The sequence below is a fragment of the Blochmannia endosymbiont of Camponotus pudorosus genome, assembly GCF_059934925.1.
Genome location: NZ_CP011793.1, coordinates 434,522 through 452,470 on the forward strand (window position 1 = coordinate 434,522; position 17,949 = coordinate 452,470).

General features: G+C 25.2%; 19 protein-coding genes. 3 read left to right on the forward strand and 16 right to left on the reverse strand.

Annotation, left to right across the window (positions count from 1 at the left end):
* Positions 1-250 precede the first annotated feature (250 nt).
* The gene (locus Bpudo544_RS01970; RefSeq protein WP_500825077.1) at positions 251-952 is read left to right on the forward strand and encodes a winged helix-turn-helix domain-containing protein; all 702 of its coding nucleotides are present in this window, start codon (positions 251-253) and stop codon (positions 950-952) included.
* A gap of 129 nt (positions 953-1,081) precedes the next feature.
* On the opposite strand, the gene Bpudo544_RS01975 is transcribed toward Bpudo544_RS01970, so the two are convergent.
* A complete protein-coding gene (locus Bpudo544_RS01975; RefSeq protein WP_500825078.1) occupies positions 1,082-1,756 on the reverse strand; it encodes a transglycosylase SLT domain-containing protein in 675 nt (224 codons plus the stop codon).
* A 573-nt stretch (positions 1,757-2,329) separates the two neighbouring features.
* On the opposite strand from Bpudo544_RS01975, the gene mnmA reads away from it, so the two are divergent.
* A complete protein-coding gene (gene mnmA / locus Bpudo544_RS01980; RefSeq protein ID WP_500825080.1) occupies positions 2,330-3,442 on the forward strand; it encodes a tRNA 2-thiouridine(34) synthase MnmA in 1,113 nt (370 codons plus the stop codon).
* 74 nt (positions 3,443-3,516) lie between these two features.
* Positions 3,517-4,899 (forward strand): adenylosuccinate lyase, encoded by a 1,383-nt coding sequence (gene purB / locus Bpudo544_RS01985; protein ID WP_500825640.1) that lies wholly within the window; start codon positions 3,517-3,519, stop codon positions 4,897-4,899.
* Between the two features lie 93 nt (positions 4,900-4,992).
* Here the strand turns inward: purB and Bpudo544_RS01990 are convergent, their stop codons facing one another.
* The 15 genes from Bpudo544_RS01990 to rpmF all read right to left on the reverse strand — a co-directional run bounded on the left by Bpudo544_RS01990 (position 4,993) and on the right by rpmF (position 17,688).
* Positions 4,993-6,243 carry an FtsX-like permease family protein gene (locus Bpudo544_RS01990; RefSeq protein ID WP_500825082.1) on the reverse strand — a complete coding sequence of 417 codons (1,251 nt, stop codon included), beginning with the start codon at positions 6,241-6,243 and terminating at the stop codon, positions 4,993-4,995.
* A gap of 30 nt (positions 6,244-6,273) precedes the next feature.
* Positions 6,274-6,963, reverse strand: coding sequence for an ABC transporter ATP-binding protein (locus tag Bpudo544_RS01995; protein ID WP_500825641.1), 690 nt, complete (start codon positions 6,961-6,963; stop codon positions 6,274-6,276).
* 13 nt (positions 6,964-6,976) lie between these two features.
* Positions 6,977-8,182 carry an FtsX-like permease family protein gene (locus tag Bpudo544_RS02000; RefSeq protein WP_500825083.1) on the reverse strand — a complete coding sequence of 402 codons (1,206 nt, stop codon included), beginning with the start codon at positions 8,180-8,182 and terminating at the stop codon, positions 6,977-6,979.
* A gap of 143 nt (positions 8,183-8,325) precedes the next feature.
* The gene (locus Bpudo544_RS02005) at positions 8,326-8,898 is read right to left on the reverse strand and encodes an LpoB-related protein (RefSeq protein ID WP_500825085.1); all 573 of its coding nucleotides are present in this window, start codon (positions 8,896-8,898) and stop codon (positions 8,326-8,328) included.
* 138 nt (positions 8,899-9,036) lie between these two features.
* On the reverse strand, positions 9,037-9,393 hold the full coding sequence (locus Bpudo544_RS02010; RefSeq protein WP_500825087.1) for an HIT domain-containing protein: 357 nt from the start codon (positions 9,391-9,393) through the stop codon (positions 9,037-9,039).
* A 91-nt stretch (positions 9,394-9,484) separates the two neighbouring features.
* On the reverse strand, positions 9,485-10,267 hold the full coding sequence (locus Bpudo544_RS02015; RefSeq protein WP_500825088.1) for a YchF/TatD family DNA exonuclease: 783 nt from the start codon (positions 10,265-10,267) through the stop codon (positions 9,485-9,487).
* 4 nt (positions 10,268-10,271) lie between these two features.
* On the reverse strand, positions 10,272-11,333 hold the full coding sequence (locus tag Bpudo544_RS02020) for a DNA polymerase III delta subunit-related protein (RefSeq protein WP_500825090.1): 1,062 nt from the start codon (positions 11,331-11,333) through the stop codon (positions 10,272-10,274).
* Positions 11,300-11,953: a dTMP kinase gene (tmk, locus tag Bpudo544_RS02025; protein WP_500825091.1), complete on the reverse strand. Its 654-nt coding sequence runs from the start codon at positions 11,951-11,953 to the stop codon at positions 11,300-11,302. The genes Bpudo544_RS02020 and tmk overlap by 34 nt, the downstream gene beginning before the upstream one ends.
* A gap of 213 nt (positions 11,954-12,166) precedes the next feature.
* On the reverse strand, positions 12,167-12,985 hold the full coding sequence (gene pabC, locus Bpudo544_RS02030; protein ID WP_500825093.1) for an aminodeoxychorismate lyase: 819 nt from the start codon (positions 12,983-12,985) through the stop codon (positions 12,167-12,169).
* 308 nt (positions 12,986-13,293) lie between these two features.
* Positions 13,294-13,539, reverse strand: coding sequence for an acyl carrier protein (gene acpP, locus Bpudo544_RS02035; RefSeq protein WP_500825094.1), 246 nt, complete (start codon positions 13,537-13,539; stop codon positions 13,294-13,296).
* 169 nt (positions 13,540-13,708) lie between these two features.
* Positions 13,709-14,443, reverse strand: coding sequence for a 3-oxoacyl-ACP reductase FabG (fabG, locus tag Bpudo544_RS02040; protein ID WP_500825095.1), 735 nt, complete (start codon positions 14,441-14,443; stop codon positions 13,709-13,711).
* Between the two features lie 47 nt (positions 14,444-14,490).
* Complete coding sequence (gene fabD, locus Bpudo544_RS02045; RefSeq protein WP_500825097.1) at positions 14,491-15,456, reverse strand: ACP S-malonyltransferase; 966 nt, start codon at positions 15,454-15,456, stop codon at positions 14,491-14,493.
* Positions 15,457-15,482: 26 nt separating this feature from the next.
* Positions 15,483-16,439, reverse strand: coding sequence for a beta-ketoacyl-ACP synthase III (locus Bpudo544_RS02050; RefSeq protein ID WP_500825099.1), 957 nt, complete (start codon positions 16,437-16,439; stop codon positions 15,483-15,485).
* A 17-nt stretch (positions 16,440-16,456) separates the two neighbouring features.
* A complete protein-coding gene (gene plsX / locus Bpudo544_RS02055; protein WP_500825100.1) occupies positions 16,457-17,497 on the reverse strand; it encodes a phosphate acyltransferase PlsX in 1,041 nt (346 codons plus the stop codon).
* A 2-nt stretch (positions 17,498-17,499) separates the two neighbouring features.
* Entirely contained in the window at positions 17,500-17,688 is a 189-nt protein-coding gene (gene rpmF / locus Bpudo544_RS02060) for a 50S ribosomal protein L32 (protein ID WP_500825102.1), read from the reverse strand.
* Between the last annotated feature and the right edge of the window lie 261 nt (positions 17,689-17,949).

A 17,949-nucleotide genomic window follows, 5' to 3' on the forward strand; every position in this document is an offset into this window, starting at 1 on the left:
TAATATTCATTTTATGAAAAGATCATCTTGTGATCTATATCGTAGATATCATATATTCATAAATTTTTTCAAAAAATGCGATATATACTAGATTTTTAAAATATCTTATTGTATCCTTTTAATTGATTTTTTATTTATCAAATATTAAATATAATTTTATGTATCTATATTGTTAAAAATAGCAATACAAATGCGTTATATATACATATACATAAATTTACTTATTTATATGTAATATGAGAATCTTTAAATGAAATATATTATTCATTCAAATGTAATTTTTGATACCGCAGAATATATATTAAAATCAACTCATGATGATACTAATTTAATAAAATTATCTAATTCTGCTGGTCGAATTTTAGAAGAATTGATTAAAAATCGTAATACTGGATTTCCAGTAACCCGAGAACATTTATTTACAATTGTTTGGAAAACGTATGGTCTAGAACCATCACATGGCAATCTAAATCAACAAATTAGTCTAATAAGAAAAAATTTAGTTTCTTTTGGTTTAGATTCGTCTTCTATTTTAACTATCCCTAAGCGTGGATTAAAATTAAATAGTAAACTAATAATACAAAAAATACAAGATAAAACAGAAAATAACCATCTTTCTACAAAGCAATCAGCTCATTATGATATTTCTAATATTAATAACAACAATAATATAACATCACATAATTCTATTAACACACTACACACTAAAACTTACATCAAATATATTATTACTTTAATAATTACATTATTCTTTATATTTACTATAGGTTTTATATACTTATATAATCAAACTAACAATATCAAATTGTATTGTTTTAAAGAAATAAACCCATGTGATATTTGTACTTTTCCAATTATATCAGAATTTGAATTTAATGATTTCGCTTTATTATATTTACAAACCAATTTAAACATGTGTTCTTGTAATATCAAAAATATCCATTTGCTATAAATCAAAAACTAATTATCACATAAAACTTATCATGTTTATTAACACATATATAAATTTTTCACTAATTCATTCTTAAAGTTTAAATCTATTTATATATCTACTCCATTGATTACAATATTCTAGAATATCTTAATTTTTAGCGCAACTTTTATCATGTAAAATATAAACAGAATTAACTTTGAGTAAATAACGGTAAGCTTGATCAGAAGGATGATGATATTGAATATATTGACAAAACTGTTTTGGATTAAGTTTATTAATGTTTTTTATAGCTTGAACTTTATCTACTTTAGAAAAAAGTTTTAACAATGCTCCTAGGCCATTTACATATGCTACTATCATAGCGTACTGCCTAGTTTTCAAATTCACTATACCTTCTAATTGAGTTTGTAGTATAAATAAATAAGCAGTACCTAATTCAATATTGATAATTGCATTTTTTAATTCTAAAGTACTAGGTTGTCCAGTCCAGCCTTTTAAACGATATGCATCTTTACCAGCAGTATCAGCTTTAATTTGCATCAATCCAACGGCATTAGATTTACTAATAACATTTGGATTGTAATTAGATTCTACTTGAATAATAGCTTTTATTAATGATGCATCTACCCCATAAGACTTAGAATAATGATTTATATGTACATCATATATTTCTGGTGAGTGCATTTGTTTTTTTGTATAAGAATAATTGTCTTTTTGATTTAACATAGATAAAGTACCTTTACTATTGTAAATATAATTTGATTTAATTATACAACCAGTCATTTTTATCAAAATAATAAAATATACTAAATATGATTTCATCTTTACATATATATATTTAAAATTCTAATTAAATGATTATCATCAACAATAATTTTACTACAGAAGTAATATAATTAATCAATTCACATAATATAATGCTAAAATCAAAAATCTTAATTAATGTTTTATTTTATCATTTTCTATACAATAAAAAACTAATTTTATATTTACATAATAAATAACAATTAAAAATAATATAATAAATATCTAAAAATAAATTTTTAACAATTTTGATAATTACAGAAACTAATTAAATAATAAAATAATATATTTTAAATACTTATTTATAATTCATTCAACTATAATATAAAAAATCTAAAAATATTTATTATAATCACTAAAATACATTGATAATTTTATATCATCCTTGCCAAACAAATAATTTTATTATACTATACAGGATTTTATGTAAACGATATAAATACATATAATAAATTTTAATATATTAAAATATGATTAATATCGTTAATGATAAGTCATTTAAAAATATTTAAATGTTATAACATATAAATGTAAAGTATTCTAAATCTTGTCAATTAGCTATTTAAAAAACTATAATATTTTGTACATTCTATGAAGAAAGTTATTGTAGCCATATCCGGAGGCGTAGATTCATCAGTATCAGCTTGGTTATTAAAAAAAAAAGGATATACAGTTGAAGGATTATTTATGAAAAACTGGGAACATGATGATTCTCAAGAGTATTGCGCAGCAAAATTTGACTTGTTAGATGCAACATCTGTTTGCAATACTCTAAAAATCCCCTTACACACCGTAAATTTTTCACAAGAATATTGGAATAATGTATTTAAAATATTTTTAAACTCATATAATATTGGGCTTACACCGAACCCAGATGTTTTATGCAACAAAGAAATTAAATTTAAATATTTCTTAGAATTTGCACTGGAAGATTTAAAGGCGGATTTTATAGCAACTGGACATTACGTACGTTGTGTGCGTTTTAACAAAAAAATTAGCTTGATGAGAGGAATTGATCTTAATAAAGATCAGAGTTATTTTTTATATACTCTTACTCAACAACAGCTTAAACATTGTTTATTTCCTGTAGGAAACTTCACAAAATTAAAGGTTAGAAATATTGCCAAACAATTAAATTTAATTACAGCTGATAAAAAAGATTCAATGGGCATTTGCTTTATTGGAAAACGTAATTTCAAAAAATTTCTTAGTAATTACATATCAACACAATCAGGACCTATAGTAAATATAGATGGATATAAAATTGGGACACATCAAGGTGTTCCATTTTATACAATAGGACAAAGAAAAGGATTAAATATAGGAGGAATAAAAAATAATAATGGAAAACCATGGTATGTAGTCGAAAAAAAAATTAAAAGTAATTTATTAATTGTAGCTCAAGGAATTAATCATCCATGCCTTATGTCCAATCAATTTATTGTACAACAAGTATTTTGGATAGAAGAAGATATATTGACATCACCTTTACGATGTCTTGTTAAAACTAGACATCGTCAACCAGATGCAAAATGCTGTATATATCCTATATCAAAAAATATTTTAAAAATTATTTTAAAATATCCCATGACAGCAATTACTCCTGGACAATCAGCAGTATTTTATTTAAAAGAACGTTGCTTAGGAGGAGGAATAATTACAAAAAGATTTCCTTTAATGCGTACACATATATTCAATGATTAATATTAATTAATCATTGAATAGTATATAAATTAGCACTAATTTTAATTTTTAATAAAATAATAGGTATATCAATGATAAAATATTCTCCTTTAACTGCAATATCTCCAATTGATGGACGTTATTATGATCTTACTCATCCACTAAAAAAAATTTTTAGTGAATTTGGATTATTAAAATCTCGAGTGAAAATCGAAATTTTATGGTTACAAAAAATATCGAATACGAAAGAAATTATAGAAGTTCCTATATTTACTGACATTGAACGTAATTTTTTAAACAATTTAATTATTAACTTTAGTATTACAGATGCAGAAAATATAAAAAAAATAGAAAAAACTACACATCATGATTTAAAATCTATAGAATATTTTTTAAAAAAAAAAATTAATGAGTTTCCAAGATTAAAAAAAAAGGTAAATGAATTTATTCATTTTGCTTGTACATCAGAAGATATTAATAATCTTGCATATGGATTAATGTTAATTCGCACTAAAAATACAATTATATTACCAATATGGAAAAAAATTATTAATTCAATAAAACAATTAAGTATTTATTATAAAGATATTCCAATACTCTCTAGAACACATGGACAACCAGCTAGCCCATCCACTATGGGAAAAGAAATGGCTAATACAGCATATCGATTAATTCGACAATATCATCAATTACAATCAATTAAAGTTTTAGGCAAAATAAATGGAGCAGTAGGAAATTATAATGCTCATGTTATAGCATATCCACATATAAATTGGAGACGATTTGATGAAGAATTTGTTACATCTTTAGGAATGTCATGGAATCCATATACAACACAAATAGAACCACATGACTATATTGCCGAGATATCTGATTGTATTGCCCGTTTTAATACTATTTTAATAAACTTTAATCAAAATGTATGGGGATATATTTCTTTAAATTATTTTACTCAAAAATATAAAAATACTGAAATCGGTTCATCCACTATGCCTCATAAAATTAATCCCATAAATTTTGAAAATTCTGAAGGAAATTTAGGTTTATCTAATGCCCTCTTAAAACATTTTTCTGTAAAATTACCTATATCTCGTTGGCAACGGGACTTAAGTGACTCTACTGTTTTAAGAAATTTAGGAGTAGCTGTAGGATATGCACTAATTGCTTATCAAAATGCATTACAAGGAATAGAAAAATTAGAAATTAATAATACATACTTATCTCAAGACCTAAACAAAAATTGGGTAATATTAGGTGAAGCATTACAAACAATAATGAGAAAATATAATATTCATAATGCATATGAACGTACAAAAGATTTTATCTTTAATACAAATATAAATGCTGATACAATAAAAATATTTATTGAATCATTACCATTACCAATAACAGAAAAAATAAAACTTCAAAAAATTACTCCATCCGATTATATTGGATTGGCACCTAATTTAGCATCAGATATAGAAAAAATAGAATAAAAATTAAAACAATATTATTTCAATCATAAATAACATGACAATAACAATTGAAAAAACTTTCTTGAAAAAAATTTATATAATTTTTTATTTCGACTATTTTAGCACTTGAGATAAATTAATCTTTCTTGCTTTTAATGATCCATACCAACTAATTAACAACCCTGATAATAATGCTATACCTAATATCAAACATATATCTAATATATGAAGTCTCATTGGTAAAAAATCAATAAAATAAACCGACTTAGAATCAATATTAATATTAAATAAATCAGCACATTTAGCACTAATTTTATTCAAATTTACAGAAATTAATATTCCCAATATAACTCCAAAAACACTAGAAATACAATAAATAATAAATCCATACCATAAAAATATATATTGAATCAAAACAGTTCGAACTCCTAATGCTCTTAATACAGCAATATCATAATTTTTATGTTTTATTAATAAAATAAATATAGTAATTATACTAAAACAAGAAATCCCTATAATTAACATTATGGATAAATATATAATTACACGAATTATTTGAATATCATGATAAATATAACCATACATATCCATCCAATTATATATTTTTATATTTTTATTTATTAAAGATTTCATATTTTTTATGATTTCTTTTACCCGAAACACATTATTTACTGAAAATTCTATTCCATCTACATCCAATCTATTATTACAATAATTCTGAGCATCTAACAAAGATATAAGAGCAAGATTATTATCTAATTGGCTGTGTAATTTTAATACTCCAGATACTTGTAAACTCATTTTCTTAGGTGGAAATACTAATTTCTTATTACTTAAATTAAAGTTATCAGCTAATAACACAGTAATCCAATCACCTGCTTTAATATTGAGTTCATTTGATACTCCTTGTCCTATAATAATTTGATTTTTATTTTCACAAAAATATTTCCAAGAATTTTTTTCTATAAAATAAGTAAATTTATGATTATACACATTTATATTATCCACCAAATTTATACTTTTTATATAAACTAGGTGCCATTTATTACGAAACTCAATAATTCCAGAAAGTCGAATATAAGGGTTTACATTAATTACATTAGGTATTGTTATTATATGCGCTAATATTTCCCTCCACTCTATAAACGGACTATCGTTTACTGAAACAATTTCTCCATGTGGAATAATTGATAAAACACGCCTACTTAATTCATATTCAAAACCGTTGATTATACTTAAAACAATTATAGATATAGCAATGCTTATAGTAATGATAATAATAGAAATCAAAGATACCAAACAAGCTAAAATATTTTGTTTAAAATTTTGATAAAAACGTAATGCAATTCTTACAGAAAATAACATATGCTTAAATATATTGCCAAAAACAAAAAATCATTTTATATATTGTTTTAATACTCCGTTTGCTATTATATAGATTTTATGGCATTTCCGAGCTAAATTTAAGTCATGAGTCGCTATAATAAAAGTTGTTTTATAATTTAAATTCAATTTTTTTAATAAATTAAAAAACTTATCCGAATTTTTTTGATCTAAATTTCCAGTAGGCTCATCTGCTAAAACCAAAACAGGGCTATTAATAACAGATCGTATTATTGCAACTCTTTGACTTTCTCCTCCAGATAATTCATAAGGATAATGATTATGACGATCATGTAATCCAACTAATTCTAATAAAAATTGAGCTTTTTTTTTAGCTATATTTAATTTCATTCCTCCAATCAACAACGGCATTGCAACATTTTCTAAAACAGAAAAATCTGATAATAAATGATGAAACTGATATATAAATCCCATACGTTTATTCCGTATAAACGAACAATCTTTATCAGATAATTTATTTAACGCACTCCCTTCAAAAAAAACATCACCTGAATTAGGTTTATCTAAGCCTCCCATTAAATGTAATAAAGTGCTCTTTCCTGATCCAGATTCACCTATTATAGCAATAATTTCATTATATTTAACAGTAATAGTAATACTATTTAATACTTTTATTGAAAAGTTAGAAAATTCATAATATTTGACTAACTGCGTACAATTTAATAATAGTGAAGAAGCAATACTATAATCCCTTTTAATCATGACGTAACACCTGAATTGAATGAATAGACGATATTTTCCAAGCAGGAAATAATATTATCAATATAATCAAAATATAAATTATTATACTTATACTGAATATTTGAATATACTGTATTTCTATAGGAAAATGTATTTTTTGGAAAACATCAAAAAAAGATAATATTGGATTTAAACTTTTAGCAAATAATACTCCCATACCAATGCCTAATATTATTCCTATAATACTATTACTCATACCTTGTATGACAAACAATACCAAAACTTGACTGCGATTAAATCCATATGTTCGTAATATTGCTATTTCTTTTTGTTTTTCTGTTATTAATAAAATCAAAAATGAAACAATATTACATCCAGCTACAATTGTTATTAAAATGAATAAAAAAGACATTACATTTTTTTCCATCTTTATAGCTTGAAATAATGATCCATTATATTCACGCCAATCTATCCAAATCCAATCTTTAGGAATATTTAAACGATTAAATTTATCAAGTTTACATGGTTCATATACCCATATTCTCCATCCTGTAATACATTGATCAGGATAATTCATTAAAGCCGCTGCATCATCTTTATGCATTAATACTTTAGGAGAACTAAATTCTTCGTTGTTGGCAAAATAAATGTCTGATATTGTGAATAATCGTTGACTAGGAAAATATCCAACAGGAGTAAGTTGTGTAATAGATGGAACAATAACACGAATTTGATCATTTATTTTAACTGACAATTTCTGAGCCAATTCCGATCCAATAATAATATTGTACTTCCCAGCAACTAATTTATTTATGTTATTATGAATTAAGTATTTAGATAACGGTTCAAAATGATTAGGGTCAACTCCTAACATTACTCCTAACGATATATCTTTAAAACTTTGTAATATTATATTAGAAATAACTAATGGTTTAAAATATTCTATATTATTTGACATCTCATGAAATAAAAAATTAGGAATATTTTTTATATGCATATATCCTTTAGTAGAAGTAATTAAAATATGAGGAGTAAAATATAAAATATTTTTTTTTAATTCATATTCAAATCCATTCATTACGGACAATATTGTGATCATTACTGTTAAACTTAACATGATAAAAATACTAGAAACCCAATAAATGAATTGACTAAACTGGCTTATTGTTTTTCCACATATATACCGTAATGCAATAAACCATATTATTGAAGTATTCATAGTATTTTCATTTAAAATTATCTAATGTTAAAAAATCATTCTAATAACATAAAGATACCAAAGTATTCAATTTTATGAGATTTTTAGAATCACAATTATTTAATTTATTATAAAAAATATAATAAATTAATATTTATGATATATTAAAAACAACTATATCTATCATTTAATGTTTTATTAATGACACATATAATTTCACCAGTGCTGGATGTTAATAATTGCAATTCTATACTAAGTTCTTTTAAATCTCCATAAATATTACCATAAATTATATAATCAGCCTTTAGATAATGTGCTATTTTTAATGAATATTCATAAGAATTAAAGATATCTTCAGAAGAAATTTCTAATTCTCGGTATATATGATGTAATTCATCTAAACTTATAACAGTATATGTATTACTATTTTTTAAAATTAAGTCAATTAAAATATTTGTAATTTTTGTCGTTTGCAATGCATGATTACTACTATTATTTTTAATAATATTTACTAAAACAGAACTATGTGCAGGAATATTTTTTTGAAAAAAAAACACATCTTGCAACATTGTATATAAAACAATATTCCAATTTATTATTCCTGTATTATCAGAAATGTTACTAAACAACTCCTCTGCTAATATTTCGGTAACAGTTTCAGTGAATATATTATTAATACATACACTTAGATCAACCAAAAAAATTAAAACAACGATAACCCCAATATTTTTTCCCATGTGTTAAATAACATATCGTTATAAAATTTCTATAATATCCTTTTAAATTTATTTTTAATAAAATATTACAAAAAATAACCCCATCTGCATCCATAATTAATAATTACTATACGAAACACAATATAAAAATTATTTATATTAATAATCTTTATGTAATAAAGGGCCAAGTAATTTACCCCCTAACAAATGCATATGTAAATGATAAATTTCCTGACCAGCATTTTTGTTACAGTTCACTATTAACCTATATCCTGAAATATCTATATTTTTTTGTATTGCTATTTTTGACGCCACTAAAAATAATCTACCTAACGTCACTTCATGTTTATCTGTAACATCATTAACAGTTGGAATTAATATATTTGGAACGATCAAAATATGCACAGGAGCTTGTGGATATAAATCATAAAATGCAGTAACTAAATCATCCTGATATATAAGATCAACTTTAATGTTCTTTTGAATAATATCTATAAATGGGTTCTTTTTTTTCATTGATTTCCTTTATGGAATACAATCACTTATATATAATAACAATGAATTATATACAATTTAGTACTAAAATTTAATTGTATTATTATATATGTCATAATGTAATTCGAAATAATTTACAAAAATTCGATGTAGTAATAGACGCTATCTCGTCTAAAGTGATTTTTTTGATATTGGAAATATATTTAGCAATATCATATACATAAGCAGGTTGATTTTCTTGACCTCTATGTGGAACAGGAGTAAGATAAGGGGAATCTGTTTCTAATAACATTCTATCTTTTGGTACATATCGAATAACCTTTTTAAAATTATCAAAATCTTTAAATGTTATCATTCCAGAAAAAGATATATAAAAATTCATGTTTAGCAAAATTTTAGCAACATATGTATCTTCACAAAAACAATGAAGTACTCCTTTACATTTATCAGCACCTTCTTTATTTAATAAAATTAAAATATCTTCAATAGCATTACGACTATGTATAATAAGAGGTTTATTTAAATTCTTAGCAATATCTATATGTTGACAAAATATTTCTTTTTGTACATTTCTATTATTCATTTTATAATAATCTAATCCAGTTTCTCCAACAGCTACTACATTCGTACTAGAAGCATAACTATATAATTTATTAAAATCTATTTTATTAGTGACATTACATATATTAAGTGGATGAACTCCACAAGAAAATACAACATCTTTTCTAAACCCAATCAATTCCGTCATACCTTCATAATCCTTTAAATCAGTGCTCACTGATAAAACTAATTTTATTCCTTTTTGATACGCTTTATTTAAAACATCTGTTACATCCTGATGAATATTTGTATAGTTTAATTTATTAAGATGACAATGAGAATCAATCAAAAACATAATGTTACACACTCCATAATTGGGGATGAGGCTCTGTTCTACCCTGTTCCCAGTCTAATAAACGACAAGTTAACAACAATTTATGGTTAATATTATCAAATTTTTTAAAATAATAAAATAAGGTTAACCATTGTGTTAATTGATCAAGCAAATAGCATTTATTCCACTTCATAGATATAGTACAAATTAATGGTAATTGATCTAGATTTATAAAAAACCTCTCTTTAATATCTTGTTGTCGTTTTAATGAATCTAAAAGTAAAGTGATTAACCAACACACAGAAATATCTATATACCCTTCTATACTTAAAGGTGACAAAAGTTGTAAAAAATTTTTGTTTTTAATAACAACACTATCAAGAATTCTACATAATTCTAAACGGCAATTCCATATATTTAATTTCAACATGCGTTCTGCTAATATAGGGGATCCATAATTCAATCTTAATGCAGTTTTAATTGATACGATATCATTATTATTACTTACTTTTTGATGTTTTATTAACCACTCTAATCCTAATTTTTCTTCAGGCGGATAAACGAACCATTTTATACATCGACTTCTTATAGTTAAAGCGATATGCATGTATTCTCTAGTCTTTAAAATAAAATAAGTATTTAAAGGAGGTGCTTCTATAACCTTAAGAAGCAAATGTATAGATTCATCATTTAAATGTTCTATGTATTTTATAAAAATAATTTTTACCCCACTATATGTAGTATATTTATAAAGAGAATTTATACAAATTTTTATTAAATTTGTATTTATAGATTGAGAATTATTTTTTAAATATAATCGATAATAATTAGGGTATTGATTAATATTCATTAAATGACAATGATGACAAACACCACAAAACTTCATATTATGAGGATTTTTGCAAATTAACCAACGAGCAAGACAATCAATTAATATATCTTCTCCATTATTCCATTTACTGCTAAATAGTAATGCATGATGTCCTTTTCCAAAACAATAAGCATTTAAAATTTGATAATAAGTGTTTTTTAACCATGGATAATTTAATATAATCATATTAAATGATGTCGAGAATCGACTAGCCATATATCTAAATACTGACAAACAGACTTAAATACTGTTTCTAAACTTTGATTAGCATTAATTGTAATAATATTTTTTTGAACAGCAGCAGCTCTTTTGTAATAATCACGCACTTTATGAAAAAAATTTAGAGATTCCAATTCAATACGATCTAATTTGTCTCTTTTTTTTATACGTAAAAAACCAACTTCTGGAGTAATGTCAAGATAAAATATTAACTTTGGAGATAAAAAATTGCTATCTATTACACTTTGAGATAAAGAACGTAATAAAAGTTCATCAACCCCACGACCTCCACCTTGATATGCAAAAGAAGACAAATCACATCTATCTCCAATAACCCAATTTCCTTCAATCAAAGCTGGTTTTATAATATTTTCTAATAATTGAGAACGAGCAGCATATAACATCAACACTTCTGAAATATTAGTAATAGATTCATTTATAGCATTATCTTTAATTAATGATCGTAATGTATCTGAAACTTTCGTACCTCCTGGTTCATGTGTAGTGATAACATCAATAATATTATAATGATCATTAAAGTATTTAACTAATTTAGCAACAATAGTAGTCTTCCCTGATCCATCTAATCCTTCAACCACAATAAATTTACTATTCATATTATATCAAATCAAAAATTCATAATTATTATAACTTTATAAAATAAAGAATCTCTTTAAATTTAAATGTTTTAACATACACTTTATAACTAATTGATTATACAAAAATAATTTAGTATATAAAAACCTTTTCAAAATATTCATGCAATAAATATCATTAATTTATTATTAATACTTATATGAAAAACATTCAACTGAAATATCATAAAATAATTAATTTACTATATGAAGTTTTAACAAATTTAATAATGTTTTATCTGAATAACAATAATTATTAATAGTATTAACAGAAGCTATTGGTAATAAAGAATTAGTAATAAAAATTTCATCCATTTCTTTTAAATGCTCTATTCCTACCATTACTTCTCGCACAAAATAACCCAATTTAGGTAATAATTTTAATATTAATTGCCTAATTATCCCATTTACTCCAGAATGATACAAACAAGGAGTAAACACTTTATCTTTTTTACGCCAAAAAATATTAGAATTACAACATTCAATAATATTATTTTCAGTATCTAACACTAAAGCTTCATCAACCCTTGGTTTATTATTATATATTTCTGATGAAATTAAGACTTGCTCTAAACGATTTAAGTGTTTAATTCCAGAAAATATCGAATTACGAGCTAATCGTATCGAGCTGATTTTTAAACACACACCGGAATCATATAATTTCTTATAATATTTAGGAAATGGAACAACACGAATAATACGTAAGATTTCTGATTTATCATCAAATCTATATCCATGAATTTTTCTATCATGATTCATTCGGCTTATAATAACTTTTATTATTCCTTGCGTTCTGTAAGAAGCTATTTTCAAAATTTCTGTATATAAAAGATTAAAATCTATGTTATTAAACATTAATCGTCGAGCTGATAAAATTAACCTATCCATATGGTAATTAAGCCACTTTACTTTTCCATTTTGAATCTTGGAAGTTGTAAAAAAACCATCTCCAAAATGCAAAGCACGATTATCTAACGATATATTTTTCTTTAAACTTCCATTAACCCAATACATTATTTTAATAAATATACAATATTAATATAAAAGTAAATATCAGACATAAAACAATACACCTACTTTAATATCATCTAATATAAACACATCATTAAAATGTCCTTTTATTGCAAAATAAGTATCAAATAAAAATACAGATTAATATTTTAATGGCACTAAACATACAAAATAATAAAAAATTCAAAAATATTTATGTCTTTAATTTTTTAAAAAAATAAATAACTAATTCATTCAAATACACACAGTTATTTTTATTAAAAATAAAGTAATATATTATTATATATAATACATTAAAATTTGTAGTTTCATTAAATTATCTTATTTTTATTAAGATTAATAAAATCTATAGCTGATTGAACAGTAGTAATTTTTTCTGCTTCTTCATCTGGAATTTCTATATTAAACTCTTCCTCTAATGCCATTACCAATTCTACAGTATCCAATGAATCTGCTCCTAAATCTTCAATAAATGAAGCATGATTAACTACTTCTTCTTTTTTTATTCCCAATTGTTCAACAATTATAGCTTTCACTTTTTCAGCAACAGTACTCATACTAATTATCCTATTAAATTATATCACAGTCATATATCAAACAAATTAACTAAAAACAAAAAATAACTAAATTATCCGCTTCTTATTCTTAACAAAGACTATTAACAATAAACCAAATATTATTATTAATTTATTACGCAGCAATATTATATATCAATAATAATCTATTTTACCCCATATACATTCCTCCATTTACGTGAATAGTTTGACCAGTAATATAACTAGAATCATCAGAAGCAAGAAACACTACTGCATTTGCTATATCTTTAGGCTCTCCAAATCGATGAGCAGGAATGTTAGATAAAATATTCTCTTTTTGTTTATCAGTCAAATTTTTTGTCATATCAGTATGTATAAACCCAGGTGTCACTAAATTTACAGTAATTCCCCAAGATGCTACTTCCCTAGCTAATGATTTTGTAAACCCAATTAAACCTGATTTAGCTGCTGAATAATTTACTTGACCAATATTTCCTGTCATGCTTACTACAGAACCTATATTAATAATCCTACCATAATGACTTTTAATCATCGATCTTATTACTGCTTTAGACATTCGATATACTGCATTTAAATTAACATCTATTACTGACTGCCACTCATCATCTTGCATATATACTAAAATTTTATCTTTTGTAATACCAGCATTATTTATTAATATATCTACATTACCAAATTCCTTACGTATTGTCTGCAAACAAAAGTTAATTGAATGTTGTTCAATAACATTTAAACAAATACCTTTTCCCTTGTTACCCAAATACGTATTAATATCTTTTACACCATATTCATCAGTTGCAGTGCCTATTACTGTAGCTCCATAACTTATAAATAATTCAGCAATAACTTTTCCAATACCTCTTCTAGCTCCAGTTACTAAAACATTTTTTTTTGTAAAAATCATTTTATTCACATATTCCCGTTATAAAACTCATTATTATGAATGTATAATTAATTTTTCGAGCATGTATCTATTGCAGTTATTAATCCATTAGTATCATTTATTGACAAACTAAGTACATTATCATACATAGATCTATGTATTAATTGAGTTAATACTTTGCCAGGGCCCATTTCTAAAAAAATTTTAATATTGTCATTAATAATTTTATGAACAATTTCTCTCCAACGTACCGGAGTATATAATTGACGTATTAATGCATCACGAATAGCTAATGGATCCATTTCAATAGATACATCAGTATTATTTATTATTGGTATTTTAGGAGAATAAATTCTCACTTTTTCTAAAGCTTTCCTAAATTCATCAATTATTGGTTTCATTATAACACAATGTGATGGCACACTAATTGGAAGAAATGCAACATACTTTGCTCCTGCGTTTTTACAAAGCAAATTTACTTTCTCTACCGCCTTTATATGACCTGAAATAACTATATTTCCAGAAGCATTAAACCCAGAAGGAGATACAATTTGATTACACAAAGATTCAGTAGTTATTTTACACAACTTCATCACAACATCATCATTTAATCCAATAATGACAGACATCGCTCCATATCCAGGTGGAGACACTTCTTGCATCAATTTACCTCGAAGCATTACTAATTTCACTGCAGATAATAAATCTATGCTTTCTGCACATACTAACGCAGAATATTCTCCTAAACTATGACCAGCCATAATATTTGGAATTTGACCTCCTTGGTCTCTCCAAATTTTCCAAATAATTACTGAAGCTGTTAAAATAGCTGGCTGAGCGTAATATGTCTTATTCAATTCATCGATAGGTCCGCATTGTATTAATTTCCAGATATTATAATTCAAAATCTCAGACACATCAGAAAAAATATTTTTTACTAATTTATAACGAATAGCAAAATCTGATAACATACCTAAATGTTGCGATGATTGACCAGGAAACATTACAGCTAAAGTTTTATTTAAAATATTCATATATATATTCCTTTTCAATATATTATTTATAAACGTAATAAAACCGACCCCCAAGTAAATCCTGCACCAAATGCTTCCAATAATAATAATTGGTTCAATTTAATACGTCCATCTCGAACAGCTTCGTCTAACGCTAAAGGAATAGAAGCTGCTGAAGTATTCCCATGTTTATCAAGAGTAATTATTATTTTTTTCATATCTATATTTAATCGTTTAGCAGCAGCAGAAATAATTCTTAAATTGGCTTGATGAGGTATTAACCAATCTAACTCATCTTGATGTAAATTATTTGCTCTTAAAGATTCTTGGACAGCATGTGTTAATATAGAAATAGCCATTTTAAATACTTTATTACCAGACATTGTTAAATAAATAGATGAACAAGAATTTAAACATCTGTTACAATTTGGCAAAGTTAATAAATCTCCATGTTTACCATTAGCATGTAAATGCGTAGAAATAATCCCTGGATCATTTGAACGACCTAATATTACTGCTCCAGCTCCATCTCCAAATAAGATTAGTGTACCTCGATCTTTAGGATTTAAAGAGTGACTTAAAATATCTGATCCCACAATTAGGGCGTATTCAACAGTACCATTCTTAATATATTGATCTGCTACATTTAATGCATATATAAAACCAGAACAAGCTGCTGCTAAATCAAAAGCAATAGTATCTCGTATATTTAAATCACGTTGAATTTGGCAAGCTGAACTAGGAAACGCATGACTCGAAGATGTTGTCGCAACAATAATCACACCTATTTTACTAGGGTGAATATTCGACATATCTAACGCCTGTTTAGATGCAAAATAACCCATTTTAGCAACAGTTTCATAAGAATTAGATATACGACGTTCCTGAATACCAGTACGAGCTATAATCCATTCATTTGAAGTATCTACCATTTTTTCTAATACAATATTCGATCTAATATGTTCAGGCAAATAACTACCTGTTCCAAAAATTCTAGTAAACATATAATATATTATCAGTGCTAATTATTTTGAGATAAAATCATCTTACTTAATCGATCAGCAATTTTTTCTGGTATTTTTCTTTCCACTGCATGAATAGCTTGAATTATGGCTTTAGCAAATGCATACTGATTAGCCCCCCCATGACTCTTTATTACCGTGCTACGCAATCCTACCAAATACGCTCCATTATATTGATCTGGATTTAATTGAATAAATCTTTTAAAAAGAATTTTACTAAACCAATATTTGATATTTTTAATAAAATAACAATATATCTTATTTTTTCCTTCTGACTTTTGAAGTAAAGACAAAATAACTCTTATAACTCCCTCCATAGTTTTCAACGTAATATTTCCAGAAAACCCATCACAAACTAAAACATCTGTTTTCCCCATTAATAAATCATTAGCTTCAATATAACCAATATACTGAATTGAGGAAATAGTATGCAATATTTTTGATGCCTGACGAATATTATCTAAACCCTTAGACTCTTCTGACCCTATATTTAATAAAGCTACTTTAGGATTATTTATTCCTATAATTTGTTCTGATAATACTGTTCCCATAATAGCAAACTGCACTAACATCAAGTCATTACATAAAATATTAGCGCCTAAATCCAAAATTACCGTCTTTCCTTTATTTTGATTTGGCAAAAATGCTGTTAAAGCAGGTCGATCTATTCCATGAATAGATTTCAGAACTAATTTTGCTAATCCCATAAGAGCGCCAGTATTTCCTGCGCTAACACAAGCTTGAGCATGACCTGACTTAATCAATTCCAATGCAACTCGCATTGATGTATCTTTACTTACTCTGATAGCTTGAGATGGTCTGTCATTGTCGTTAATTACAGATTTTGAGGGCACTATAATTAATCTGTCAACATATTTAATGTTATTTTTTTTTAAAACAAGCTTAATTTTATTAGGATTACCAACCAACAACAGCTTAAGTTTTGGATATAAATTCAAAGCCCTCAAAGAAGCAGGTACAGTCACCTCCGGACCAAAATCCCCACCCATCGCATCTAAAGCAAGAACTAAATTTTTCAAAACTATATGTTATGTGAAGTTAATTTTTTAATCACTTTTAATCCTTTATAAAAACCACTGTCAGTGACATGATGCCGACGATGAATTTCTTTAGATATTTGATCTATTGATAGATTTGCTAATTTCAAAGCATGATGAGAACGACGCATACCTCGTTTAGAGCGAGTGGATTTATTCTGTTGAACTGCCATAATACACCTCTTTTAATTTTTTTTGATATTTCTTATTAAAAGTAATGAAACATTATTTTATAATCAAAAATAAATATTTTTGTACTAAATACATCAAATTCACAACAAACTACTAAAACTTAACCGATATTAAATAAAATAATTTTATAAATAAAACTAAATTTTATATATATAATTGATTATTACAACAATTATCACTTTTAATATGAAAGTTATAACTTTCATAATTACAAATTAAAATATATAATTACTCTTTTTTTT

Bases quoted from the DNA above. Each gene is read 5' to 3' on its own strand.
- Bpudo544_RS02050 (WP_500825099.1), bottom strand. From the start codon at position 16,439: ATGTTTACTAGAATTTTTGGAACAGGTAGTTATTTGCCTGAACATATT.
- Bpudo544_RS01970 (WP_500825077.1), top strand. From the start codon at position 251: ATGAAATATATTATTCATTCAAATGTAATTTTTGATACCGCAGAATAT.
- Bpudo544_RS02015 (WP_500825088.1), bottom strand. From the start codon at position 10,267: ATGTTTTTGATTGATTCTCATTGTCATCTTAATAAATTAAACTATACA.
- fabG (WP_500825095.1), bottom strand. From the start codon at position 14,443: ATGATTTTTACAAAAAAAAATGTTTTAGTAACTGGAGCTAGAAGAGGT.
- Bpudo544_RS02005 (WP_500825085.1), bottom strand. From the start codon at position 8,898: ATGGGAAAAAATATTGGGGTTATCGTTGTTTTAATTTTTTTGGTTGAT.
- Bpudo544_RS01990 (WP_500825082.1), bottom strand. From the start codon at position 6,243: ATGTTATTTTCTGTAAGAATTGCATTACGTTTTTATCAAAATTTTAAA.
- tmk (WP_500825091.1), bottom strand. From the start codon at position 11,953: ATGAATAGTAAATTTATTGTGGTTGAAGGATTAGATGGATCAGGGAAG.
- Bpudo544_RS02000 (WP_500825083.1), bottom strand. From the start codon at position 8,182: ATGAATACTTCAATAATATGGTTTATTGCATTACGGTATATATGTGGA.
- Bpudo544_RS02020 (WP_500825090.1), bottom strand. From the start codon at position 11,333: ATGGCTAGTCGATTCTCGACATCATTTAATATGATTATATTAAATTAT.
- fabD (WP_500825097.1), bottom strand. From the start codon at position 15,456: ATGAATATTTTAAATAAAACTTTAGCTGTAATGTTTCCTGGTCAATCA.
- pabC (WP_500825093.1), bottom strand. From the start codon at position 12,985: ATGTATTGGGTTAATGGAAGTTTAAAGAAAAATATATCGTTAGATAAT.
- Bpudo544_RS01975 (WP_500825078.1), bottom strand. From the start codon at position 1,756: ATGAAATCATATTTAGTATATTTTATTATTTTGATAAAAATGACTGGT.
- Bpudo544_RS02010 (WP_500825087.1), bottom strand. From the start codon at position 9,393: ATGAAAAAAAAGAACCCATTTATAGATATTATTCAAAAGAACATTAAA.
- mnmA (WP_500825080.1), top strand. From the start codon at position 2,330: ATGAAGAAAGTTATTGTAGCCATATCCGGAGGCGTAGATTCATCAGTA.
- acpP (WP_500825094.1), bottom strand. From the start codon at position 13,539: ATGAGTACTGTTGCTGAAAAAGTGAAAGCTATAATTGTTGAACAATTG.
- rpmF (WP_500825102.1), bottom strand. From the start codon at position 17,688: ATGGCAGTTCAACAGAATAAATCCACTCGCTCTAAACGAGGTATGCGT.